This window comes from Lysobacter auxotrophicus (assembly GCF_027924565.1).
Lineage (GTDB): Bacteria > Pseudomonadota > Gammaproteobacteria > Xanthomonadales > Xanthomonadaceae > Lysobacter_J > Lysobacter_J auxotrophicus.
The window spans coordinates 2,840,095-2,863,786 of record NZ_AP027041.1; the positions used below are offsets into that span (position 1 = coordinate 2,840,095).

Sequence of the window (23,692 nt, forward strand, 5' to 3'; positions counted from 1 at the left end):
GTGAGTGTCGAGACCTCCAACGCGGTATCCGGACGTTACGAGCCTGGATCCCGGCCTTCGCCGGGATGACGGTGATGTTCTCACCCCTTGTGCTTCGCCAGCCACGCGTCGATCGCCGGCAGCCGCTGCTTCTTCACGCCGACGCGATAGGTGATGTTCGCCATCGCGTTTTCCGATGCGCGGCGCGAGCTCGGCGCCACGTGCGCGTCCGCGTACGCCCGCACCTTGCCGACCATCGCCGGATCCAGCGAATTGCTCGCAAGACGCGGGTAATAGCGCGAGCGCGACGTCGAATCGACCTTGGTGTCGACCTGCTCGCGATGCGCGACGGCGAAGTCGAACGCGAGGTCCGGGTGCAGGCCGGCGACGGTGCGGATCATGCCGGCGCTGTTGGTCGCACCGGGCTCATCGGTGAGCGCGAGCTCCAGCGCGCGTTGCGCGAGCGCGGCGTCCTGCGTGGAAGACAGCAGCATGTACAGGTCGTCCTTCACCAGCGGCGTCTTTTCCGCCTTCGCGGCGGCATGCAGGCGCTCCCACGTCGCGGCGTCGGCATGGCGCGCGACGACGCCGAGCACGCTGCGGCGCAACTCGCCCGGCAAGGCATTGGCATCGCGCGACGCGTAACGACGACGCGCTTCATCGATCACGCCGCGATCGCCTAGTGCGCCGAGCGATTCGATCAGGTCCGTGCGCAGCACCTTCACCGGATCGGCCTCGCCCGGCTTCGCGTCCCAGCCCACGCGCGCGAACACCGGCGCCAGCTGCGCGATCGCGAACGCGCGGAACTTCGCCTGCCGCGCCGCATCGCCGCGGTAATAATTGTCAAGGCTGCGCAGCGCGCCGGCGATGTCGCCCCAGATCTGCGGGTCGGCATCGACCGGCGTCGCCTTCACCAGGTCGAGGTAATCCGACGGCGTCTGCAGGCCGGCCATGCCGAGCGCCCACACGTCGTTCATCACGCCGAGCTGGTCGATCGCGTCGAGCTTCGCGAAATCCGAACGGATGCCCGCGAACTGCGCCGGCGCATACAACGTGCGGTAGTAGCCGCTCTGCCCGGCGTTGACGATGACCGTGCCGCAGCCCGGCACGTCGAGCGTGCCCGTCCCGCCTTCGACCACCGTGCGCACCGGCTCGCCACCGGCGGCCTGCGCGATCACCGGCACGCGCCAGCGCAGCGGCGTCTTGCCGGGGCGATCGCGCGTGAACTCGTCCTGCGTGAGCGTCAGCGTCGTGCGGCCGTTCTCGCACTTGCCGGCGGCCACGCGCAGCATCGGGATGCCCGGCTGCAACGTGAAGTCGTGCGCGATGTCGAGCACGGGCTTGCCGGCGGCGTTCTGGATCTCGCGCCACAGGTCGTCCGACACCGTGTTGCCGTATGCGTGCGCCTTCATGTAGCTGCGCACGCCCTCGCGCCATGCGTCGCCGCCGACGTAGCCTTCGAGCATGCGGATCACCGCGCTGCCCTTTTCGTAGGTGATCGAGTCGAAGGCCTGGCTCGCCTGTTCGACCGTCTCGACGTGCTGCACGACCGGGTGCGTGGATTCCACAGCATCCAGCGCCATCGCCGATTCACGCGAACCGATCGCCTCCAGCTGCGTGTTCCATTCCGGATGCAGCATCGAAGTGGTGCGCGAGGCCATCCACGTCGCGAAGCCTTCGTTGAGCCACAGGTCGTCCCACCAGCTCATCGTGACCAGGTCGCCGAACCACTGGTGCGCGATCTCGTGCGCGGCCACCGCGAACACGCGCTGCTTGTCGGACTGCGTGGAGATGCTCGGATCCAGCAGCAGGGTGTGTTCGAAGGTGAAGATGGCGCCCCAGTTCTCCATCGCGCTGAAGAACTGGCTCGCGCCCGGCGAGGCGACGTTGTCGAGCTTGGGCAGCGGGTATGGCGTGCCGAAGTAGTCGTTGTACTCGCGCAGCACGTCGGCCGAGGAATCCAGCGCGAAACGCGCCTGGTCGATCGCGCCGCGCTGCGTGACCACGCCGACTTCCACGCCTTCGGCCTGCGTGGTGGCGCGTTCGAAATCGCCGACGGAGAGGAACAGCAGGTACGTCGACATCTTCGGCGACGGTGCGAACGCCACGCGCGTGGTGCCGTTGCCAAGGTCCGTCGTGGACGTCGCGGGCATGTTGCTCACCGCCATCTGCCCGGTGGGCACGGTGGCGGTGAGGGTGAAGGTCGCCTTGTGCGCCGGCTCGTCCCACGACGGGATCATGCGGCGCGCATCGGAGTTCTCGAACTGCGTGAACAGCGCGCGCTTGCTGCCCGATGCGGTGTCGTAGTCGATGGCGAACAGGCCGTTGGCCTGCGTGCCGATCTTGCCGGTGTAATCCAGCGCGAGCCGGTAGGCACCGGGCGCGAGCGGCTTGTCGAAGGTGAAGGTGGCCGTCTGCGCGGCGTTGTCGACGGCGACTTTCGGCGTCAACGCGCGACCCTTGCCGCTCGCTGGCGTGAGCGCGGCCGAGGCGAAGGTCATGTCGAGGGCGTTGAGCGTGATGGTCGGCGTGGGCTCGATCACCTGCAGCGCGATGGTCGCCTTGCCGGCCAGCGTGAGCCCGGCGATGTCGGGGGTGATCGCCACGTCGTAGTGCGTGGGCACCACGTTCCGCGGCAACTGCGTCGTCGTGGCGGGGCGGCTCATGGGGACACCGGGAGCGGCGGGGGCCGCCGTCGAAGCTGCGGTGAAGCTGGCCAGGGCCAGCGCGACGGCGGTTACCAGGGTACGGCGCATCGTTCGACAACCTCGTGATCGTGGATGGAAGGCACAGTGCCAGAGGCGCAGTGTGCCCGTCCTGCCGGCAGCGCGGCGCCGCCGGGGTGCGGCATCGATCACAGAGGGGAAAGGAAGGAGGCCGCGCCGTGGGCCGGAAACGCAGGTTGTGCATCTCCGCGACAAGGTGCCCAGCGTGCGGCCTCCATGTAGGAAGGACCGCAAGAGCCGTGCCACCCGTGCGGCCCATGCACCGCCGCGCCGACGTCGGACCCCTTGCGATTCCACGCGCAGGGTTTGCCGGGCCCGGTAAGAGTTGCCTGCCGGGCGGTTCGCGTTCACCAACTTCAACCATTGCGGCGGTTTTCGCGCCTTCTTGACGCACATCCAACGAAACCGCGCGCACCCTCCCGCCTACCTGAAGACAACCCTGGGAGGGCGCGATGAAATCAGGTAACTCGATGGCACTGTGGCTGGGCGTGCTGCTGCTCGCACCGGCCGCCGCGATGGCCGGCGACGACAAGGCCAAGCTGATGGACACCAACTCTGATGGCATGGTCAGTTCGGCCGAACACGCCGCGGGCGCCAAGACGATGTTCACGCAGATGGACGCCAACAGCGACGGCAAGGTCACCGCCGCCGAGATGGACGCGTTCCACGCCAGCAAGATGGCCGGCAAGGGCGACAAGATGAAGATGTCGTCCGCGGAGAAGATCAAGAAGATCGACACCGACGGCGACGGCGCGATCTCAGCGGCCGAACACGATGCCGGCTCGGCGCAGATGTTCACCAGGATGGACACCAACGGCGACGGCAACCTCACCGCCGCGGAGATGAAGGCCGGCCACGACAAGGAAATGCGGTCGGCGAAGAGCGGGCCGTAACTGCCCGCGTCGTTCGTGATGAAGCCCCTCTCCCGCCGGCGGGAGAGGGGTTGGGGTGAGGGCAAACGACAGCGGGCCGCGCGCTACACCGCCGCGGCCACCCGCCCATCCGCCACCGCGACCCGGTCGCGCCCCTCATGCTTGGCGCGATACAGCGCCTGGTCGCCGGCGCGCATCAATTCCAGACCGACGTCGCCGTGCTCCGGCATCAGCGCCACGCCGATCGACACGGTGATGCGCAGCATCGAGGCGCCCGGATCGCCGATGCGCAGCATCGCCGCGCCGGCGCGGATGTCTTCGGCGCGCTCGAGCGCGGTCGCCAGATCGGTCTCCGGCAGGATCAGGGTGAATTCCTCGCCGCCGTAACGGCAGGCGATATCCTCCGGCCGGCAACGCGTCTTCAACATGCGCGCGAATGCGGAAAGCGCGGCATCGCCCATCGCATGCCCGTGCCGGTCGTTGAAGAGCTTGAAGTGGTCGACGTCGAGCATCAGCACGGCCAGCGGTTGCCCGCGACGCTGGCAGCGGGCGATCTCGCGCGCCAGCGATTCCTCCAGGTACCGGCGATTGAACAGCCCCGTGAGCGGATCGCGCACGGCCTGGTGGCGCAGGCTTTCGCGCAGCCGCACGTTAGCCAGCGCCAGCGACAGCTGTTCGCACAGGCGGATCGCCAGCGACTCGTCCGGGATGCGCCCTCGACCCTCGCCCTGCAACGACAGCCAGCCGACGACTTCGCCGTGCGCGCTGAGCGGTACGCACAGGCCGTGCACGTCTTCGGCGCCGTGCGGCCGGCCGATGTGCGAACAACGCAGGCCGTGCCGCAGGTCTTCCATCGCGAACGGCGCGTGCCGGCGCACCGACCAGCACGCCTGCAGCGCGGGCGCGGGATCGTTCGGCGCCACTGCCCCGCCCCATTGCGCGACCAGCTCGGCGTGATCGCGCGAAGCACGGATCACGTACAGCAGCCCGCCCATGCCGGGCAGCAGCTGGCGGAAGGTGGTGGCGGTGATTTCGTACAGCTCCTGCGCGTCCGACGCGCCCTGCAACATGCCCGAGTACTGGCTCAGCGCGGCCATGCTGTCGGACAGGCGCGCGAGCTGCTCCACCGTCGCGTTGAGTTCGGTGTTCGATGCCGACGCGGCGCGTTCGGCGACCTTGCGGTCGCGGTTCTCGCGCGCCAGCCGGCGCTGCGCGTAGCCGATGAGCATCAGGCTCAGCGGAATGCCGACGCCGGCGGCGAACAGCGTCAGCCAGGCCGAGCGTTCGGCGCGTGCGGAACGCTTCGACAGCAGCTGGTTCTCGGCCATGCGCAGCTGTTCCAGACGGCGCGCGACATCGGCGTCGCCGGAGCGCACCGCCGTCACGATGGTGGCCGCGGTGCCGGACGCTGCCTCGCCCGGCGTCCGCGACTGCATCGCCTGCACGCTCAGGCGCAGGCGCGCATCGAGCGCGCGGCGCAGCGCCACGGCCCGCTCGTGCTGCGGCGGGTTGTCGACCACGCGTTCGGCGAGCAGGTCGGCCTCGCGCTGGAGTTCGCCGCCGATGCGCCAGAAGTTGTCGCGATTGTCCGCGCGCCCGGCGAGCAGGTAGCCGCGCGACTCGGCCACGGCCTGGTGCTTGAGCGATTCGATGTGGTCGAGCGTGCGCAGCACGTCGTAGGTGTGCGTGACCATCCGGTAGTCGGAGGCGAACTGGATCGCGTTGGCGACCACATACAGCCCGAGCGACACCAGGATCACCGTGGCCGCAAGGAACACGCGCAGCGGCGAAAAACGTGAGGTCATGGAATACGCGGTTCCGGCGCGTGTCCGACGCGCGTCTGGCTTCCATGCCGTGGATGAGGGCGAAGCGTGGCGACCGTCGGGCGCGTGGCATCGCGGATTGTCGGGCATTCTATCGGCGGCCCGCGTTCATTCTTGAGACGCAGACCGCAGCTTACCGACCGGCGCAGGTGACCCATGATCGCCCTCGACGTCCTGCTCGAACCCGACCCGACCACGCAGGCCCGCGCGCGCGCGACCAACGCGGCGCTGCGCGCCGACCATCCGGTCGGCTTCGCCTTCGACGACACGCACCTGCCGCACGTCACGCTGGCGCAGCGTTACGTGTACGAGCGCGATCTGCCCGCGCTGTTCGCGGCGATCGAATCGATCGCCAGCGCGCACAACCCGCTCGCGCTGTCGCTGGAGGTCACCGGCGTGCAGGTGCGTATCGACGGCGACACGGGGAGCGCGTCATGGCGCATCACCTCGACGCCCGCGCTGCAGGCGCTGGCGGACGATTGCCTGGAGGCGGCGCAGAGGCTCGCCGTCGCGGGCGGCACGGCGCAGGCGTTCGTGCCGAACGAGGATGGATCGCCCATTCGCGAGTCGACGATCCGCTACGTGGAGCGCTTCGTCCCCGATCACAGCGGTGCCAACTACGCGCCGCACCTGACGCTGGGGCATGCGCGCGCGGCATTCCTTCGGGAGCTGGAGGCGGCCGCGTTCGAGGCGTTCCAGTTCTCGCCGGTGGCCGTCGGCGTGTATCAGGTGGGCAATCACGGGACCGCGCGGCGGTGCTTGTGGCGGTGGCCGGGGAGCGGTTGATGTTCTGTCGAGCGACAGTGGCGGACCACCACACCGTCATTCCAGCGAAAGCTGGAACCCATCTTGATCGTCAACGTTGTAGCCGGAAAACCGCTGCGCCCTTGTAGCCGCCCGCGCACGAAAGCGAACACCGCGAGCGCGAGCTGCGTCGCACGCCCCGACCCTCACCCCAACCCCTCTCCCGGTGGGAGAGGGGCTAAGCCGTCATCCCGGCGAAGGCCGGGACCCAGGCCGGTAGCGTTCGGGCACTCCGACAGCGGCGAACCACCACACCGTCATTCCAGCGAAAGCTGGAACCCATTTCGATCTTCAAGCACTGCCACCGGAGAGCCCGAACCGGCAGGTGCGGCGCCTCACACCTCAGCCATCACCCTTCCGGTACCCACACGTACGCGTCGCCCTGCGTCTTCACGTGGCCGATGCCCGGGAACGGGAAGTGCACGGCATACACGCGCAGGTTGCCGTCGGCGGCGCGCTTGAGCAGGGCGCGGCGGGCCGCTTGGCCTTTCGCGGCGTCCTGGTCGTAGGCGATGGTCCAGTCGGGGCGCTGCACGGACACGATGTAGTGATGCGCCGCGTCGCCGATATACAGCAGACGCTCGTCGCCCGATGCGATCTCGTATGCGCTGTGGCCCGGCGTGTGGCCTTCCAGCGCGACGGCGGTGACGCCCGGCAGCACCGTGGCGCCCGGTTCGAACGTCGCGACCTTCGCACCGACGGCGGCGACGAGCTTCGCCAGTTCCGCGTTCTTCTGGATCGCTGCCCATTCCGGCGCCGACAGGTGCACGGTGGCGTTCGGGAACGCGAGTGCGCCGTCCTTCGTCAGCAAGCCGCCGACGTGGTCGGGGTGGCCGTGCGAGATGAAGATGTCGGTGACCTGCGCCGGCTGCACGCCCGCCGCGCCGAGCGATGCCTGCAGCTTGCCGGCCTTCGCCCAGCTCACGTCGCCAGCGCCGGTGTCGAACAGCATCGTGCGCTCGCCATCGCGCACGAGCAGCGGCTGGATGCTCAGGTGCAGCGTGTCGGTCGGCTGGCCGTTCGCGGCGAGCACCGCGGCGACGTCCTCCGTCTTCTGGCCGACGCCGAACGTCTTGCCGTCGTTCGGCGTGTCGATGGTGCCGTCGCGCAGCGCGACCGCATCGAGCGTGCCGATCTTGAAGCGGAAGATGTCGGCGTTCTCCTGTGCCGCCGGTGTGGGCGCCGGCGCGACCGGTGCCGGTGCTTCGGCAGCAGGAACAGGCGCGGCCGCCTGATCTTCGGATGCCGGCTTGGCGCAACCGCCGAGCATGCTGCCTGCGAGCAGCAGGGAAACCGCGAGGGAAAGGGAACTGCGATTCATGGGAGGCTCCCGGTGTGAGGGGCCGGGCGGGTTCGCCCGGGCTGCGCGAGCTTAGCGCGCACGAACCGCGGCCCGAAATCGCGTCGCGTGGAATGGTGTGTGTGCGCGCATTGCCGTCATCCCGGCGAAAGCCGGGACCCAGGCCGACAGCCTCCAGATACCACGCACTGGTCCCGGCTTTCGCCGGATGACGGTCACGGACTTCCTCCAGTGCGAACACTGCCGTTCCATTCCCAATCTCACACCCTGAGACGCCGCTCGCCTACAACGCCCTGCCCTTCCGCAAAACGATCCCGCATGAACCAGCCGGCGCGCAGCCCGACCGACCTCTCCGTCTTTCCCGAGGTCGCGCGCCCGCGGCCGGCCGCCGATGGACGCGCGCTCGCGCAGCGGCTGGAGAACAAGTACCTCTCGCGCATCACCGGCGTGCACACCGTCCCGGGCCGGCCGGAGCGCAGCGTGCCGATGCCCGACGACGTCCCCGCCGGTGTCGTGCAGGCGTTGGCCGCGCGCGGCATCGATCGCCTCTATTCGCACCAGGCCGAGGCATGGCACGCGGTGCGTCGCGGCGAGGACGTGGTGATCGCCACTGCCACCGCGTCGGGCAAGAGCCTGTGCTACCTGCTGCCCGTGCTCGCGGCCGCCTCGACGCAGCGTTCGAAGGCCTTGTTCCTGTTCCCGACCAAGGCGCTGGCGCAGGACCAGGTCGCCGAACTGCTCGAACTCAACTCCGCCGGCAACCTGGGCGTGCGCACCTTCACCTTCGACGGCGACACGCCCGGCGACGCGCGACAGGCGATCCGCCTGCACGGCGACATCGTGGTGAGCAATCCCGACATGCTCCACCAGGGCATCCTGCCGCACCACACCAAGTGGGCGCAGTTCTTCGAGAACCTGCGCTACGTGGTGATCGACGAAGTGCACAGCTACCGCGGCGTGTTCGGCTCGCACGTGGCGAACGTGATCCGCCGCCTGCAGCGCATCTGCGCGTTCTATGGCTCGAAGCCGCAGTTCATCCTGTGCTCGGCAACCATCGGCAATCCGAAGGCGCACGCCGAAGCGCTGACCGAGCGCGACGTCACCGCCGTTACCGAATCCGGCGCGCCCAGCGGCGACAAGCACGTGCTGTTGTGGAATCCACCGGTGATCAATCCCGACCTCGGCCTGCGCGCGTCGGCGCGTTCGCAGAGCAACCTCATCGCGCGACTGACCATCAAGGCCGGCTTGAAGACGCTGGTGTTCGCGCAGTCGCGGCTGATGGTGGAAGTGCTGACGAAGTACCTCAAGGACGTGTTCGACAGCGATCCGCGCAAACCGGCGCGCATCCGCAGTTATCGCGGAGGATACCTGCCGACGGAGCGCCGCGAGACCGAACGCGCCATGCGCGCCGGCACCATCGACGGCATCGTGTCCACGTCCGCGCTGGAACTGGGCGTGGATATCGGCGCGCTCGACGCCGTGGTGCTCAATGGTTATCCGGGTTCGATCGCCGCGACGTGGCAGCGCTTCGGCCGTGCGGGACGGCGCCAGCAGGCCTCGGTCGGCGTGCTGGTCGCCAGTTCCGATCCGCTGGACCAGTACGTGATCCGGCATCCGGAGTTCTTCGCCAATGCGTCGCCGGAGCATGCGCGCATCCATGCCGACCAGCCGGTGATCCTGCTCGACCACATCCGCTGCGCGGCGTTCGAGCTCCCGTTCCAGGCGCGCGAGCTATTCGGCCCGGTCGATCCGCAGGTGTACCTGCAACTGCTCGCCGAAGACGGCGTGGTGCACAACGAGAACGAACGCTGGGAGTGGATCGCCGACAGCTATCCCGCCAATGCGGTGAGCCTGCGTTCGGTGGCCGACGGCAACTTCGTCGTGGTCGACCGCACGCAGGGCCGGCAGACGATCATCGCTGAAGTCGATTTCTCCAGCGCGCCGCTGACGCTGTACGAAGGCGCGATCTACATGGTGCAGGCCACGCCGTACCAGGTGGAGAAACTCGACTGGGACGGCCGCAAGGCCTTCGTCACGCGCACGCACGTGGACTACTACACCGACGCGATCGACTACACGAAGCTGAACGTGCTCGAACGTTTCGACGGCTCGCCCGCGGGCCGCGGCACGTGTCATCACGGCGAAGTGCACGTGGTGCGTCGCGTCGCCGGCTACAAGAAGATCCGCTACTACACGCACGAGAACATCGGCTACGGTCCGGTCACGCTGCCCGACCAGGAACTGCATACGACCAGCGTGTGGTGGCAGTTGCCGCCGGCGGTGCTCGAATCGGAATTCGCCTCGCGGCAGGAAGCGCTCGACGGGTTCCTCGGTGCCGGCTACGCGCTGCACGTCGTCGCCAAGCTCGCGGTGATGGCCGAAGGCGTCGATCTGCAGAAGGCCGTCGGCGACGGCAACGGCGCGTGGTTCGCCAGCGCGGACGGGCGCGGACGCGGGCAGTTGCGCGGCGCGGGCGAAGACGCGGCGTCGCTGGAAGACGGCGAGCGTTTCGTACCGACCGTCTACCTCTACGACAACTATCCCGGCGGCGTCGGCCTGAGCGAGCCGCTGCACTTCCGCCAGCGCGAACTCGTGCAGCGCGCGGTGGAACTGGTCGAACGATGCGACTGCAAGGCCGGTTGCCCGGCGTGCGTGGGCCCGGTGCTCGCGATCGACGAAGATGCCAGCGTCGCGCCGCGTGCGCTTGCATTGCGCGTACTCAAGGCCTTGGCGCCCGCATGAGCCTGACCCTCGCGCGTCTGCAACAACTCAAGCGGCAGGCCGGCGCCGCAACGCCTTCGAAACCCGTCGAGCCCGCGCGCACGCCGAGCATCGACGACCTGCGCCGGCACCTGCGACGTCGCGCGCCCGAGCCGGTGTCGCGCATCGCATCGAACGATCGCCACGTGCCCGGCGTGGAGATCGCACCCGGCCTGCGTCTGGTCGAAGCACGGTTGCCGTTCGCCCCGCCGCAGGCCTGGATCGACGGTCGCTTCGATCGTCGCGATGCGCTGGATGCGCAACGGCTCATGTTCTTCGATACGGAAACCACGGGACTGGCCGGTGGCAGCGGCACGCGCGCCTTCATGATCGGCGCTGCCGACTGGTTCGAGGGCGCGCTGCGCGTGCGGCAGTTGCTGATCACCGCGATGTCCGGCGAAGCGGCGATGCTCGAGGCCTTCCGCCAATGGCTGCGGCCCGACACGATGCTGGTGAGCTACAACGGCAAGTGCTTTGATGCGCCGCTGCTCGCCACGCGCTTCCGCCTCAACCGCATGGGCACCCCACTGGCGGAGCTGGCGCACGTGGACCTGCTGTATCCCACGCGGCGGCGCTATCGCGGGCGGTGGGAGAACTGCCGGCTCGCGACGATTGAGCGCCGCGCATTGAACGTGGTGCGCGAGGACGATCTCCCCGGATCCGAAGCGCCCGCGGCGTGGTTGTCGTACCTGCGTGGCGGCTCGGCGTTCAACCTGCGACGCGTACTCGCGCACAACGATCGCGACGTCGCGACCCTGGCCGAACTGCTGCTGCACCTGTCGCAGCTGAGCGCCGCGGAGATGGATGCCGCGCTGGAAACGCCGCTTCCCTCGGTCGAAGCCTGGTAGCCGCACCGCGGCGCGTGAAGGTTTCGCGCGAAACCAGTTGGGTCTTAGCGGAAATCGCGGGAAATCCGCTGTTTCCGCACGTATGCAAGGCCCGCCCCCGGGTGCCGGGTCGATCCATAAGGCCGGGAGACCGCCTATTAAGTCTGGTTATTTGTCAAGTGCCGTTTTCTGGACTATGTTCGGTCCAGACCGACCGATCCGTCACGTTTCGTGCCGGTCACACGCAGCCCGCCTTGGGCTGTTTCGTTGCATGGGGTGTAACGATCACAGGGGGTTAGTCGTGAACACGACGGCATGGCGTATGTCGGCCCTGCTCGTGCTCGCCGGGAGCATGGCGAGCGCGCACGCGCAGGAATCCAACGACGGGGGCAATTGCCCGCAGCTGCCCGCGAACGCGGGATTGACGTGGGAATACAAGGCATCGGGCGATTCCGATTTCTGCCGCGCACTGCGTGCGGACGGTTCGGAAGCGTTCGGCCTGTACATCTCGCGCAAGGCGAACTTCGAGCCCAAGCGCGGCAACCGCGCGGAAGAAGCGGTGATCGACGGGCAGACCATCTACTGGTACAAGGGCGAACTGGCGACCAAGCCGGACGTCCAGGTCCGCGAGACGCTGGTCCAGCTGCCGGACGGACGCGTCGCGCATATCTGGCTGCAGGCCGCCGCACCGGAACTGTCTCCGGCGCTGAACCAGGTGCAGTCGATCCGCTTCCCCGCCACGCGCCTGAGCAGCAACTGACGCGTCCGGGCACGCCGGACGGCCCATCCGCCCGCGACACCGGGCGGAGAGCCGTCAATCGGCTTGCGCGTGCAATCAGCTTCTTTCGCAGTTACCGTCGCTCCTGCCACTCCTAAGATCCGAGCCCGTTTTGCCTGCCGGACGCGCAGCGCAAGCGGAATCCCTCAATCCCTGGGCAGGAGAAGTGCAACATGATCAGGAAGCTTGCGGCCGAATTCATCGGCACGTTCTGGTTGGTGCTTGGCGGCTGCGGTAGCGCGGTCCTCGCAGCCAAGTTCGGCGGCGACGGCAATCCCCTCGGCATCGGCCTGCTCGGCGTGTCGCTGGCATTCGGCCTGACCGTGCTGACCGGCGCCTACGCGCTCGGCCACATTTCCGGCGGCCATTTCAATCCGGCGGTGAGTTTCGGCCTGTGGGCCGGCGGCCGCTTCCCGGCGCGCGAACTGGTGCCGTACATCATCGCCCAGGTGCTCGGCGGCATCTTCGCCGGCTTCATCCTGTTCCACATCGCCAGCGGCACGCCGGGCTTCGCGATCGATCCGAACGCGGCCGGCGCCTTCGCCAGCAACGGCTACGGCTCGCATTCGCCCGGCGGCTACGGGATCAATGCGGCGTTCCTGACGGAAATCGTGATGACCGCGATGTTCCTGATCGTGATCCTCGGCGCCACGCATGCACGGGCGCCGGTCGGTTTCGCGCCGATCGCGATCGGCCTGGCGCTGACGCTGATCCACCTGATCAGCATCCCGGTGACCAACACCTCGGTGAACCCGGCGCGTTCCACGGGCGTGGCGCTGTTCGCAGGCCAGGTCGCGATGTCGCAGCTGTGGCTGTTCTGGGTCGCGCCGATCGCCGGCGGCCTGCTCGGCGGCGTGATCTACCGCTGGCTCGGGCAGTACGGCCCGGATGTGAAGGGCGTGCCGCGCTGATCGCACGCTGCTTCGGCGAAAAAACGAAAAGGCCACGCGCGAGCGTGGCCTTTTCCTTGGGACCTTTCCGGACGTCGGGCTTTTGCGGCCCGGGTAAGACCGCAGGTCGCACCCGGGTTCACAAGAGCTTGCTTACGCGACGGACTTCGAACGCGCCGCGTTCTCCGCCTTCAACTGCCGGATGAAATCGCCGATCGGCGCCTTCAGCTGCTGCAGCAGCGGGTCGTCGCGATGGCGCAGCACCGCCTCGCTCAACAGCTTCAGGCCGATGGCGAACGCCGCCGCTTCGTCCTCGCTGCCGAACCGCCCGCTGCCGCGCTGCAGTTCGACGATGCGGAACAGGTCGTCGTGGTTGCCGTCCTCGAAGGTCAGCGTGCCGCGCAGCGGCTGGTCCTCGCGCGGGGTGGCGAGGTGTTCGACGGTGATGCGGTAGCGGTGTTCACGAACGGCCATCGGTGCCTTCTCCTACAACAAAGCTCAAAACCGGCCTTCCTGGAAATCGACGAAGGCCTGCATGATCTGCTCCTTCGTGTTCATCACGAACGGGCCATAACGCGCGACCGGTTCACGCAGCGGCCGCCCGGCGACGAGGATCGTGCGAAGCCCGCCCTCGCCCGCGCGGAACCGCACCGTGCGGCCACCGACCAGCACCGCGATTTCCTGCGACGCGATCGCGCGCGCCGCCTCGCCCTCGCCGATGGAACCCGCGCCTTCGAACGCATACGCGAAGGCGTTGTGGCCTTCGGGCAGGTCGACGTCCCACGCGGCGTTCGCTGCGAGTTCGATGTCGAGGTAGACCGGATCGGTCGCCGGCTGGCGAATCGGGCCGGCGACGTCGCCAACGCGGCCGGCGATCACCTTCACGCGCACGCCGTCGGCCGGCTGCAACTGCGGGATGCGGTCCGGCGCGAATTCCTGGTACTGCGGCTCACTCATCTTCTGCGCGGACGGCAGGTTCACCCACAGCTGGAAGCCGCGCATGCGGCCTTCCTGCTGCTCGGGCATTTCCGAATGCACCAGGCCGCGTCCAGCGGTCATCCACTGCACGCTGCCGGGCACGAGCACGCCCTCGTTGCCGTGGTTGTCCTTGTGGCGCATGCGGCCGTCGAGCATGTAGGTGACGGTCTCGAAGCCGCGATGCGGATGGTCCGGGAAGCCGGCGAGGTAGTCCTCGGGCTGGTCGGTGCCGAACTCGTCCAGCATCAGGAACGGGTCAAGCATCTCCAGCTGGGGCGTGCCGATCACGCGCGTCAGGCGAACGCCGGCGCCGTCGGACGCGGGCATGCCGCGCAGGGTGCGGCCGATGTGGGCGAAGTCGGTGCTGTTCATGGGAACCTCCGGTAACTGCTCGCGACAATGTCGTGCCGCCGGCGCCCCACGGCCAGTGCCGTGGGTGGAACGGTCCATGTTCGACGTGCCGCGTCCGGCCGGTGCCCGGCTACCGCCGCGTCAGGCGCCAGCAGCGATGGATGCGCGCGTCGCGCTCGAAATCCGGCGGGATCGTGCGGGCGTTGATGTCCTCGACCTTCGCGAACTCCCCGACGGCGGCTTCGTCCAGACGGAAGCGCCGGAAGTTGTTCGAGAAGTACAGCACGCCGTCGTCCGCCAACCGCGAGACGGCCGCGCGCAGCAGGCGTACGTGCTGCGCCTGCACGTCGAAGTCCTGCGCGCGCTTGGAGTTGGAGAACGTCGGCGGATCGCAGAAGATCAGGTCGTACTGGTGCGTGTCGGCTTCCAGCCACGTCAACGCGTCGGCCTGCACGAGGCGGTGGCGCGTGCCGCCGACGTCGTTCTCGCGCAGGTTGTCGGCGCACCATTCCAGGTACGTGGCCGACAGGTCGACCGTCGTCGTCAGGCGCGCGCCGCCGACGGCCGCGTGCACGGTCGCCGCGCCGGTGTAGCCGAACAGGTTGAGGAACCGCGTGTCGTGCGCTTCCTCCGCGATGCGCAGGCGCATCGGGCGATGGTCGAGGAACAGGCCGGTGTCGAGGTAATCGAACAGGTTCACGCGCAGCAGCACGTCGCCTTCGCGCACGGTGACGAACTCGCCGCGCGAATCCATCGTCCCGTACTTGCTGCCGCCCTTGCCGCGCGAGCGCGTCTTCAGCGCAACGTTCTCGCGCGGGACGTTGAAGACGTCGCGCGCGGCGGCCAGCAGTTCGTTCAGGCGGCGGCGCTGGAGGTTCTCGGGGATCGCCTGCGGCGCGGCGTATTCCTGCACGTGCAGGAACGTGCGCGGCGTCGCTTCGTGCGTGGTGTAGACATCGATGGCGGCGGCGTATTCCGGGATGTCCGCGTCGTACGCGCGATAACACGTCACGCCTTCCCGCTCGCGCCAGCGCTTGAGCTTGTGCAGGTTCTTGCGCAGGCGATTGGCGACCATCTGCGCGCCTTCCGACAGCGTCGGCGCGATCTCCGCGCCGGCCTCGTCGGTGCGACGACGCTGCACCGGGGCGATGGGATCGCACACGATCAGCGTGCATTCGATCGCGCCGTTGAACAGCTGGTATTTCTTCTGCGCGCGCAGGCCGGTGGCGAAGGCGAGTTCCGCATCGCCGCACAGCAGGCTCGCGCGCCACTGCGGCGTCGCGCGTTTCAGCGAGTCGCCCAGCGCGCGGTACAGCGCGGGATCGGCGGCGAGGCGCGCGTCGTACGGCGGGTTGCAGACGACCAGGCCGCCCGGCGCTTCGTCGTTCGCCGCGCCCGGTGCGTGATCCAGCGAACGGATGTCGCCGACATGGAAATCGATGAGCCCGGCGAGACCGGCCAGCACCGCGTTGTCCTGCGCCGCGCGGATCGCGTGCGGATCGGTATCGCGGCCGAAGAACGCCGAACGCAGCGCGTTCATGCCGGCCGCTTCGCGCTTGCGCGCGTCGTCGAGCAACGCCTTCCACGCCGCCGCATCGAACCCGCGCCACCCCGTGGGCGCTTCATGCCCGTGGCGCTGCAGGCCCGGCGCGACGTCGCCCGCCATCAGCGCGCCTTCGATGAGCAGCGTGCCGCTGCCGCACATCGGGTCGAGCAGCGAGCCGCCGTCGGCGTACACCTTCGTCCATTGCCCGCGCATCAGCACGGCGGCGGCGAGGTTCTCCTTCAGCGGCGCCTCGCCCTGCTTCGTGCGCCAACCGCGGCGGTGCATCGGCCCGCCGGACAGGTCGATGGACACGATCGCGCGCCCCTTGCGCAGCACGAGGTTCACGCGCAGGTCGGGCGATTCGACATCGACATCGGGCCGCGTGCCGGTCGTGGCGCGCATCACGTCGACGATGCCGTCCTTCACGCGCTGCGCGGCGTAACGCGCATGCGTGATGGCTTCGCCCGACACGTGCGCGTCGACGGCCACGGTGTGGCTGCGTTCGAGATGCTGCGACCAGTCGATCGCGGCGACGCCGTTGTAGAGCGCGTGTTCGTCGGGGCAGTCGAATTCGGCGATCGGCCACAACACGCGGCTGGCCAGGCGCGACCACAGCACGGCGCGCTGCGCGTCGATCAGCGAGCCTTCGACGTTCACGCCCGCCATGGCGGCGGTCGCGCGCGTGCAGCCCAGCGCGGCCAGCTCGTCGGCGAGCAGGTATTCCAGGCCTTTGCCGCAGCTGGCGAAGAACTTCATCGGTGTCTACTCAAAGCGAGGCGAGCAGCGAGGCGAAAGCCTCCGCGCTCGCGTCGACGTGTTTGGAAAGGCGGTGGCTGTCGTCCACCAGCAGCAGGCGCGCACTGCGCGCGTAGGCCCAGGCGACGACTTCGGCCGGCGCGATGAGTTCGTCGTTCCAGCCGTGGATGATCGAGGTCGGCACGTTCGCGGCGGTGAGGCGCGGCGCTTCGCCCATGCGCACCGGTGGCGCCATCAGGAACAGGCCGACGGTGTCCACCTTCTGCGACACCAGGCCGGAGATGTACGCCCCCAGGCTCGAACCGGCGAGTACCACCGGACCGCGCGCGGCGGCGGCCTGCGCGAGCGCGAGCAGGCGATCGACGCGTGCGTACACGTCGCCGACTTCGCTCACCTCGCGCTTCGCGTCGAGGTCGGTGTAGTCGGGGCGCTCGTGGGTCCAGCCCAGGCGCTGCGCGACGTCGGCCAGCGCGGCGACCTTGGTGGCCTCCGGGCCGCTCTCGAAGCCGTGGGAAAGGATGCAGTGTCCGCGAGTGCTCATGCGTTGGAGTCTGGTTCGGTGAGGGCGACGACCGCGTCGCCGCGGCGGATCGTGCCGCCCTGCAGGATGCGTGCGCACAGGCCGCCGTGGCCGCGCATCGCGTTGAAACCGCCGGGGCCCAGCAGGGCTTCCATGAGCGAACACGGATCGCACGGACCGGTGCCTTCCAGCACGACCTCGCCGACGCGGAAACGCCGTCCCTTCAGCGCCACCAGCGGGATGCCGGACACGATGAGGTTGCGGCGAAGCGTCGCCGGTTCGACCGCCGCGTGGCCGGACAACGCGGCGATCACCGGCAGGTGTTCGGCCTGCACCAGCGTGATGCCGCGCTTGCCGCTGCCGCCCTTGTAGCGGTCGCCGGTCAGGCCGGCGCCGGTCACGGCCACCACCTCGTCGACTTCGGACATGGGCGCACCGCGCGCGGGGCGCAGGCCGATCCAGTCCACGGTGCCGGTTTGCGGCAACGTGGCCATCAGCTTGCCGAGCTCGGAGTCGGGCGGCGGGAGTTTCATGGGCGGTTCCGTCCGGGGGTCGGACCGCGACGGGCGCGGGCGGGAAGTTGCCCAGCAGGGCTGGGGCGCCGCGCGTGGCGCGCGGGAGGCGAATGGTAGCATCCGGCCCCATGTCGACCGCCCCGCCGGCCCCGCTAATCGCCTTCGATCCGCTGCCCTACCAGGAGCGGCTGGACGCACGCGCGCTCGACACGATCGACCTGGTCGTCATCCACTGCACCGAGCTGCCCGACCTCGCGATGGCGCGCCGTTTCGGCGAGGAAGTGCTGTACGAGACCTCGCTCACCGGCAATAGCGGCCACTTCTACATCGACCGCGACGGCAGCGTGCACCAGTACGTCGCGCTGGACCGCATCGCCCACCACGTGCGCGGCCACAACACGCGCGCGGTGGGCATCGAACTGGTGAACCGCGGGCGTTATCCGGACTGGCTCGCCGCATCGCACCAGGCGATGGACGAGGCGTACACCCACGCGCAGATCGATGCGTTGATCGCGTTGCTGCGCTGGCTGGAGGGCGAGCTGCCGTCGCTTCGCGCGATCGCCGGCCATGAGGATCTCGACACGACCGAAGTCCGCGCCACCGACGATCCGGACGTGCTCGTGCGGCGCAAGCGTGATCCGGGGCCGTTGTTTCCGTGGGAGCGGGTGATGCAGGCGGTGGGGTTGGTGCGGGTGCCGTAGTCCAGCCACTGCATCTGGCATTGGGCACCTTCTCCCGTCATCCCGGCGAAAGCCGGGACCCAGGCCCGCCCTGTTCGGGCACGCCCGCACAGCAAACGGGTATTCCCGTCTGCGGGTTCCCGGGTGCGCTTCGCTTACCCGGGCTACAACCGCTGGCCTTGAGCCGTCATTCCAGCGAAAGCTGGAACCCATTCTGCTTCTCGGTGAGCGAAGACCCGAACGACACATCGCGAGCACGGGCGCGCCCTCATGTCCCTCCCTCACCCCAACCCCTCTCCCGACGGGAGAGGGGCTTTGCACCCCCCGGGTATACTTCCGTCCCGCCCTCGAAGAGCCTGCGCATGACCTCGCCCGCCAACGAGCAAGTCGTTCACGAACTGGTCGAACTGCTCTCGCTGGAGCGGCTGGAGGACAACCTCTTCCGTGGGCAAAGCCGCGACATCGGCACCAAGTACGTGTTCGGCGGGCAGGTGCTCGGGCAGGCGCTGTCGGCCGCGCAGGCGACGATGAAGGCGCCGCGCGGCGCGCACTCGCTGCACGCGTATTTCCTGCGCGCCGGCGACATCGCCGCGCCGATCGTCTACCAGATCGACCGCACGCGCGACGGCGGCAGCTTCTCCGTGCGACGCGTCACCGCGATCCAGCACGGTGAGGTGATCTTCTTCATGGCCGCCTCGTTCCAGCAGGACGAGGACGGCGGCGAGCACCAGCTGTCGATGCCCGAAGTCCCCAAGCCGGAGGACATCGACCCCGCGCCGGCAGTGCCCGAGCACGTGATGGCGACGCTGCCGATCAAGATCCAGCGCTGGCTGTCGCGCAAGGGGCCGTTCGAGTTCCGCCACATCTACCCGCGCGACGAGCTCAACCCGCCCAAGCGCCCGCCGTACCAGCAGTTCTGGTTCCGCCTGACCGAACGCGTCGGCGACGCGCCGGAACTGCATCGCGCCCTGCTCGCCTACGCGTCCGATTTCCACCTGCTCGGCACCGCGACCTTCCCGCACGGCATCAGCTATTACCAGCCGAACGTGCAGATGGCCTCGCTCGACCACGCGCTGTGGTTCCACCGCCCGTTCCGCGCCGACGACTGGCTGCTGTATTCGATCGACAGCCCCAGCGTGCAGAGCGCGCGCGGCCTCGCGCGCGGCCAGATCTTCGACCGCGCCGGGCATCTGGTGGCAAGCACCGCGCAGGAAGGCCTCATCCGCGTGGTGAAGGACGCCGCCGCGGCCGGACTCGTGCCGGCGAGAGAATGAAGCCGGCAATGGGGAATCGGGAGTTGGCAATCGGAGGACTACCCTGCGTGTTATCGACTTCCTCTTCCTGTGAAGCGTCAGTGGCTCTTTGCTCGTCGATTCCCGGTTCCCAATTCCCGATTCCCTTGGTGTCATGAGACAAGTCTTCTCCAGCCAGCGCCTGGAAAACGTCGAGACCGTCGCGCAGATGCTGCGCGATGCCGACATCGAGGTGCGCATCACCAACGGGCGCTCGTACAAGGGCGGACGCCGCGGCACGTTCAGTTACAGCGACAGCGAATCCGGCGGGCCGAAGCCGGCGGTGTGGGTCGTGCGCTCGGACGACACGGTCAAGGCGCGGCAGATCCTGCGCGAAGCCGGCTTGCTGGAATCCACGCGCGAGAGCTTCGCCGGCCCGAGTTTCCGCCTGAATTCCGAAGGCACGCCGGCGCAGGCGAAATCCCAATCGCGTGCGTTGCGCTTCAAGCTGGTGCTGATCGCCGGCATCGTGATCGTCGGCGCGCTGGCAATCCGGCACGCGGTGAAGCTCGACATCGCCGGCGAGGCGCTGAAGACGCATCCGCTCGACGGCTCCACCGCGCAGATCCCGCAGCCGCTGGCGGCGGCGGTGTTCACGCAGGAGCTGCCATCGGCGCGCATCGACGTGGTGTGCCTGTCGATCGACGGCAAGGACGCGTCGCCGGAGATGATCCAGGCGATGCAGCCGCTGCTGGAGAAACCGCGGCGCCGCGAACTGGTCCCGGCCTCGCAATGCGTGCGCACCGCGGACGATGAAGTCGGCAGTTCGCAGCGCGGCACCGGCAAGCCGGCGGTGATCGTGGACGTGCACGGCTTCCGCCCGAAAACGCGCGACGACGAAGGCCGCGTGACCGGCACGCTGGAAATCAGCGCGTACCACCATCGCCTGTCGGGCTCGTACAAGACGCTGGAAGTGAAGCAGACCGAAAGCGGCTGGCAGGTCGGGCGCACGTTGAAGCACGTGGCGATGTGATGTTCGGCGAACGCGGGACTTCGGTCTGCGCACTTGTAGCCTTTGTAGCCTGGGTAAGCGAAGCGCACCCGGGTTGAGCGTGACAAACCCCGGGTGCGCTTCGCTTACCCGGGCTACAACGGCAAGAGCGCGTGCGAGCGTGATCGCACGCCCCAACCCTCACCCCAACCCCTCTCCCGGTGGGAGAGGGGCTAAAGGCGCATCGCCGGAGATGTTCACGTCGCTCGCGCCGCCTGCAACAACAACGACTCAGCGCTTGCGCGGCGCCAAGTCCGCGCGCGTCAGGAAGCCGTCGCGGTCCTCGTCCATGAAGGCGAACGCCTTCTCCAGGCGCGGCATCTTCTCGCTGACTTCCACGCGGCTGAGCTTGCCGTCCTTGTTGAGGTCGGCGGCGACGAAGCGTTCCTCGGCACGCTTGGCGCGTTCGGCTTCGTGCTGCGGGCGCATGCGCTCGTGGTACTTCGTGAGTTCGCTGCGAACGATGTAGCCGTCGCGATTCGCATCGATGTCGGCGAACTTGTCGCCGATGAAGCGCAGCGAGCCCGCCTCGGTGCGGCTGATGCGGCCGTCGCCGTCGGCATCGGCCTTCACGATGCCTTCGTAACCGCCGCCGTGGCCGCCATGACGGCCGCCGTGGCCCTTGCGGTGCGGGCGCTCGGACGCGTCGAGCTTGCCGTCGCGGTTCTTGTCGAGCTGGTCGAAGGACGACGCCAGGCGCGGATGCGCGGCGGCTTCGGTGCGGTCGATGACGCCGTCCTGGTTGACATCGATCTTCGGGCGCGCGGCGCCGTCCTGCGGCGCGGCGATGGCGGCGCCGGCGACGGTCGCGGCGACGGCGGTGGCGAGCAGGACGGAGAGGGTCGTGCGAGTCATGGAATGGCTCCTGGGGGCGGCACCGGATGGCGCCGATGATCCAGTCAACGCGTGCCGCATCGGCCGGTTGACGTCGCGCCGGCCGCGTTCAGTCGCGCGACAGCGTTGTCCTCACGCGCGGCGGCGCTATGCTGCGTGCATGGGCACCGAACCGCAGGACAGCGACGACCTGCGCCTGTTCCACACGGGCGAGCACGCATGCGGCTACTGGCCGGAGCGTGCAGCGCGCGACCTGGTGCTCGACCCGCGCGATCCCCGCCTGCGCCACTGGTATCCGCACGCGCTGGGGTGGGGTTTCCGCCGCTCCGGCGACATCGTCTACCGGCCGCATTGCGCCGGTTGTCGCGCGTGCGTGGCGGTGCGCATCCCGGTGGACCGCTTCGTGCCCGACCGCAGCCAGCGCCGCTGCCTGGCGCGCAACGCCAACGTCGAAATGCGCGTGCTGCCCGCGCATCGCACCGCCGAGCAACTCGCGCTGTATCGCCGCTACCTCGCCTCGCGCCACGCCGGCGGCGGCATGGATGGGCACGGTGCCTCGGAGTTCGACCAGTTCCTGATCGGCAGCTGGAGCGAAGGCCGCTTCCTCGAACTGCGCGAACCCTCGCCGCAAGGCCCGGGCAAGCTGCTAGCCGTCGCCGTCACCGATTGCACGGACGTCTCGCTGTCGGCCGTGTACACGTTCTACGAACCCGACCTGGCCGACCGCGGCCTCGGCACGCTCGCGATCCTGCGGCAGATCGAATGGGCCCGGCGCGAACGCCGTCGCCATGTCTACCTGGGCTACTGGATCGACGGCCACCCGAAGATGGACTACAAGCGGCGATTCCGCCCGCTGGAAGCCTTCGACGGCCGTCAATGGCACGATCTCCCCTGACGGCCGCCGCCGTTCGCCTTCGATCGCCACGCACTGTCATCCGGCGTGCGCGGCCGCGTGACAGAATCGCGCGATGTCCAGACTCCCTCTTCTCCTCGCGCCCGCCCTGGCGGCGCTGCTTTCCGCCTGCACGCAGGTCAACGTCAAGGGCGATCCCGAAGCGTGGGCGCGTGCGATGAGCGGCGACACCACCTTGCGCGTGGCGACCTACAACACCTCGCTCTACGACGACGACACCGGCGGGTTGATCCGTCGCCTGGAATCCGGCGACGGCGGCGCGCGCAAGATCGCCGCGGTCCTGCAGCGCGTGCGTCCCGACCTCGTGCTGCTCAACGAATTCGACTTCGATGACGCCGGCCGCGCGGCCGACCTCTTCCAGCAGCACTACCTCGCGATCGCGCAGCCCGGCGGCGGCGATCCGCTGCGCTATCCGTACCGCTACCTCGCGCCGGTGAACACCGGCGTGCCGAGCGGGCTGGACCTGGATCGCAACGGCACCGCAGGCGGCGAAGGCCGCAATCGCGGCAACGACGCGTGGGGCTACGGCCTGCATCCCGGCCAGTACGGCATGCTGGTGCTGTCGAAGTATCCGATCGACGCCGAGCAGGTGCGCACGTTCCAGAAGCTCAAGTGGAGCGCGCTGCCTGGCGCACGCCGGCCGGTGGATCCGACGACGAACGCGCCCTGGTATCCGGCGGAGATCTGGTCGCAGCTGCGGCTGTCGTCGAAATCGCACTGGGACGTGCCGGTGCGCACGCCGTCGGGCGTGGTGCATTTTCTCGTATCGCACCCGACGCCGCCGGTGTTCGACGGCCCCGAGGATCGCAACGGCGCACGCAACGCGGACGAGATCCGGCTGTGGTCGGAATACCTGTCGGGCGGCGACAAGCCGTGGCTTTGCGACGATCGCGGTGGGTGCGGCGGGCTCGCGGCGGATGCGCGATTCGTGATCGCGGGCGATCTCAACAACGACCCGGTCGATGGCGACGGACGCCACGAGGCGATCGTCGAACTGCTCGAACACCCACGCGTCCTTCGTTACGCGACGCCGCGCAGCGAAGGCGCGGTGGAGAAGACCGCGCACTACACGGCGACCGGGATCGTGCATCGCGGTGCGCCCGCGCACGCGACGGGCGACTTCGGCCCGAAGGCCGGCACGATGCGGCTGGATTACGTGCTGCCGTCGACGGGCTTCGCGTTGAAGGACAGCGGCGTGTTCTGGCCGGCGTCGACGTCGGCGGACGCGGCGATCGCCGATGGCAGCGATCACCATCTGGTGTGGGTGGATGTGGACGCGACGCCTGCGGCGGAGTGACCGCACGGGCGTTTCGCCTGGTTTTTGTAGCCCGGGTAAGCGAAGCGCATCCGGGGGTTTGGACGTGAGGGTCCCCGGGTGCGCTTCGCTTACCCGGGCTACAAGAGCGCGGCGCGCTGGCGTTGCTGTTGCTGTTGCTGTTGCTGTTGCCGTTGCCGTTGCCGTTGCTGTTGCTGTTGAACAGCCAAACAGGTCCCTAGCCCCAACGGGCGCCGCACAGGATGTGCGGCGGTGAGCGCTGAGCCATGGATGGCGAATCG

At 68.8% G+C, this 23,692-nt stretch carries 20 protein-coding genes; 11 read left to right on the forward strand and 9 right to left on the reverse strand.

The genetic code is table 11. From position 1 onward, the window contains the following. Positions 1-80 precede the first annotated feature (80 nt). Positions 81-2,735, reverse strand: a complete 2,655-nt coding sequence (locus LA521A_RS12795) for a M1 family metallopeptidase (RefSeq protein WP_281779263.1) — start codon at positions 2,733-2,735, stop codon at positions 81-83. A gap of 422 nt (positions 2,736-3,157) precedes the next feature. Here LA521A_RS12795 and LA521A_RS12800 point away from each other — a divergent pair, with 422 nt between their 5' ends. Then, a complete protein-coding gene (locus tag LA521A_RS12800; RefSeq protein ID WP_281779264.1) occupies positions 3,158-3,598 on the forward strand; it encodes an EF-hand domain-containing protein in 441 nt (146 codons plus the stop codon). 83 nt (positions 3,599-3,681) lie between these two features. Here LA521A_RS12800 and LA521A_RS12805 read toward each other — a convergent pair whose 3' ends face one another. After that, positions 3,682-5,382 (reverse strand): sensor domain-containing diguanylate cyclase, encoded by a 1,701-nt coding sequence (locus tag LA521A_RS12805; RefSeq protein ID WP_281779265.1) that lies wholly within the window; start codon positions 5,380-5,382, stop codon positions 3,682-3,684. Between the two features lie 174 nt (positions 5,383-5,556). Between LA521A_RS12805 and LA521A_RS12810 the strand changes: the two genes are divergently transcribed. Beyond that, positions 5,557-6,186 carry a 2'-5' RNA ligase family protein gene (locus LA521A_RS12810; RefSeq protein ID WP_281779266.1) on the forward strand — a complete coding sequence of 210 codons (630 nt, stop codon included), beginning with the start codon at positions 5,557-5,559 and terminating at the stop codon, positions 6,184-6,186. A 367-nt stretch (positions 6,187-6,553) separates the two neighbouring features. Here LA521A_RS12810 and LA521A_RS12815 read toward each other — a convergent pair whose 3' ends face one another. Further along, positions 6,554-7,525 carry an MBL fold metallo-hydrolase gene (locus tag LA521A_RS12815; RefSeq protein WP_281779267.1) on the reverse strand — a complete coding sequence of 324 codons (972 nt, stop codon included), beginning with the start codon at positions 7,523-7,525 and terminating at the stop codon, positions 6,554-6,556. Positions 7,526-7,822: 297 nt separating this feature from the next. Between LA521A_RS12815 and LA521A_RS12820 the strand changes: the two genes are divergently transcribed. From LA521A_RS12820 to aqpZ, 4 genes are all read left to right on the forward strand, one after another. Continuing rightward, positions 7,823-10,246: a DEAD/DEAH box helicase gene (locus tag LA521A_RS12820; RefSeq protein ID WP_281779268.1), complete on the forward strand. Its 2,424-nt coding sequence runs from the start codon at positions 7,823-7,825 to the stop codon at positions 10,244-10,246. Further along, on the forward strand, positions 10,243-11,112 hold the full coding sequence (locus LA521A_RS12825) for a ribonuclease H-like domain-containing protein (RefSeq protein WP_281779269.1): 870 nt from the start codon (positions 10,243-10,245) through the stop codon (positions 11,110-11,112). The genes LA521A_RS12820 and LA521A_RS12825 overlap by 4 nt, the downstream gene beginning before the upstream one ends. 301 nt (positions 11,113-11,413) lie before the next feature. After that, entirely contained in the window at positions 11,414-11,851 is a 438-nt protein-coding gene (locus LA521A_RS12830) for a hypothetical protein (protein WP_281779270.1), read from the forward strand. A gap of 191 nt (positions 11,852-12,042) precedes the next feature. After that, complete coding sequence (gene aqpZ / locus LA521A_RS12835) at positions 12,043-12,780, forward strand: aquaporin Z (RefSeq protein WP_281779271.1); 738 nt, start codon at positions 12,043-12,045, stop codon at positions 12,778-12,780. Positions 12,781-12,912: 132 nt separating this feature from the next. On the opposite strand, the gene LA521A_RS12840 is transcribed toward aqpZ, so the two are convergent. From LA521A_RS12840 to LA521A_RS12860, 5 genes are all read right to left on the reverse strand, one after another. Continuing rightward, the gene (locus LA521A_RS12840) at positions 12,913-13,233 is read right to left on the reverse strand and encodes a DUF3861 domain-containing protein (RefSeq protein WP_281779272.1); all 321 of its coding nucleotides are present in this window, start codon (positions 13,231-13,233) and stop codon (positions 12,913-12,915) included. Between the two features lie 24 nt (positions 13,234-13,257). Next, the gene (locus tag LA521A_RS12845; protein ID WP_281779273.1) at positions 13,258-14,109 is read right to left on the reverse strand and encodes a pirin family protein; all 852 of its coding nucleotides are present in this window, start codon (positions 14,107-14,109) and stop codon (positions 13,258-13,260) included. A 109-nt stretch (positions 14,110-14,218) separates the two neighbouring features. Further along, entirely contained in the window at positions 14,219-16,390 is a 2,172-nt protein-coding gene (rlmKL, locus tag LA521A_RS12850) for a bifunctional 23S rRNA (guanine(2069)-N(7))-methyltransferase RlmK/23S rRNA (guanine(2445)-N(2))-methyltransferase RlmL (RefSeq protein ID WP_281779274.1), read from the reverse strand. Positions 16,391-16,400: 10 nt separating this feature from the next. Next, positions 16,401-16,931: a YqiA/YcfP family alpha/beta fold hydrolase gene (locus LA521A_RS12855; protein ID WP_281779275.1), complete on the reverse strand. Its 531-nt coding sequence runs from the start codon at positions 16,929-16,931 to the stop codon at positions 16,401-16,403. Next, entirely contained in the window at positions 16,928-17,443 is a 516-nt protein-coding gene (locus tag LA521A_RS12860; RefSeq protein ID WP_281779276.1) for an MOSC domain-containing protein, read from the reverse strand. The genes LA521A_RS12855 and LA521A_RS12860 overlap by 4 nt, the downstream gene beginning before the upstream one ends. A gap of 110 nt (positions 17,444-17,553) precedes the next feature. On the opposite strand from LA521A_RS12860, the gene LA521A_RS12865 reads away from it, so the two are divergent. From LA521A_RS12865 to LA521A_RS12875, 3 genes are all read left to right on the forward strand, one after another. Further along, on the forward strand, positions 17,554-18,126 hold the full coding sequence (locus LA521A_RS12865; protein WP_281779277.1) for an N-acetylmuramoyl-L-alanine amidase: 573 nt from the start codon (positions 17,554-17,556) through the stop codon (positions 18,124-18,126). A gap of 341 nt (positions 18,127-18,467) precedes the next feature. Then, on the forward strand, positions 18,468-19,379 hold the full coding sequence (locus LA521A_RS12870; protein WP_281779278.1) for an acyl-CoA thioesterase: 912 nt from the start codon (positions 18,468-18,470) through the stop codon (positions 19,377-19,379). Positions 19,380-19,512: 133 nt separating this feature from the next. Further along, a complete protein-coding gene (locus LA521A_RS12875; RefSeq protein ID WP_281779279.1) occupies positions 19,513-20,370 on the forward strand; it encodes a hypothetical protein in 858 nt (285 codons plus the stop codon). A gap of 249 nt (positions 20,371-20,619) precedes the next feature. On the opposite strand, the gene LA521A_RS12880 is transcribed toward LA521A_RS12875, so the two are convergent. Further along, positions 20,620-21,243: a CREC-EF hand family protein gene (locus LA521A_RS12880; RefSeq protein ID WP_281779280.1), complete on the reverse strand. Its 624-nt coding sequence runs from the start codon at positions 21,241-21,243 to the stop codon at positions 20,620-20,622. A gap of 139 nt (positions 21,244-21,382) precedes the next feature. Between LA521A_RS12880 and LA521A_RS12885 the strand changes: the two genes are divergently transcribed. Next, positions 21,383-22,117: an arginyltransferase gene (locus tag LA521A_RS12885; RefSeq protein ID WP_425494517.1), complete on the forward strand. Its 735-nt coding sequence runs from the start codon at positions 21,383-21,385 to the stop codon at positions 22,115-22,117. Positions 22,118-22,190: 73 nt separating this feature from the next. Beyond that, positions 22,191-23,432 carry an endonuclease/exonuclease/phosphatase family protein gene (locus LA521A_RS12890; RefSeq protein WP_281779282.1) on the forward strand — a complete coding sequence of 414 codons (1,242 nt, stop codon included), beginning with the start codon at positions 22,191-22,193 and terminating at the stop codon, positions 23,430-23,432. Positions 23,433-23,692 lie beyond the last annotated feature (260 nt).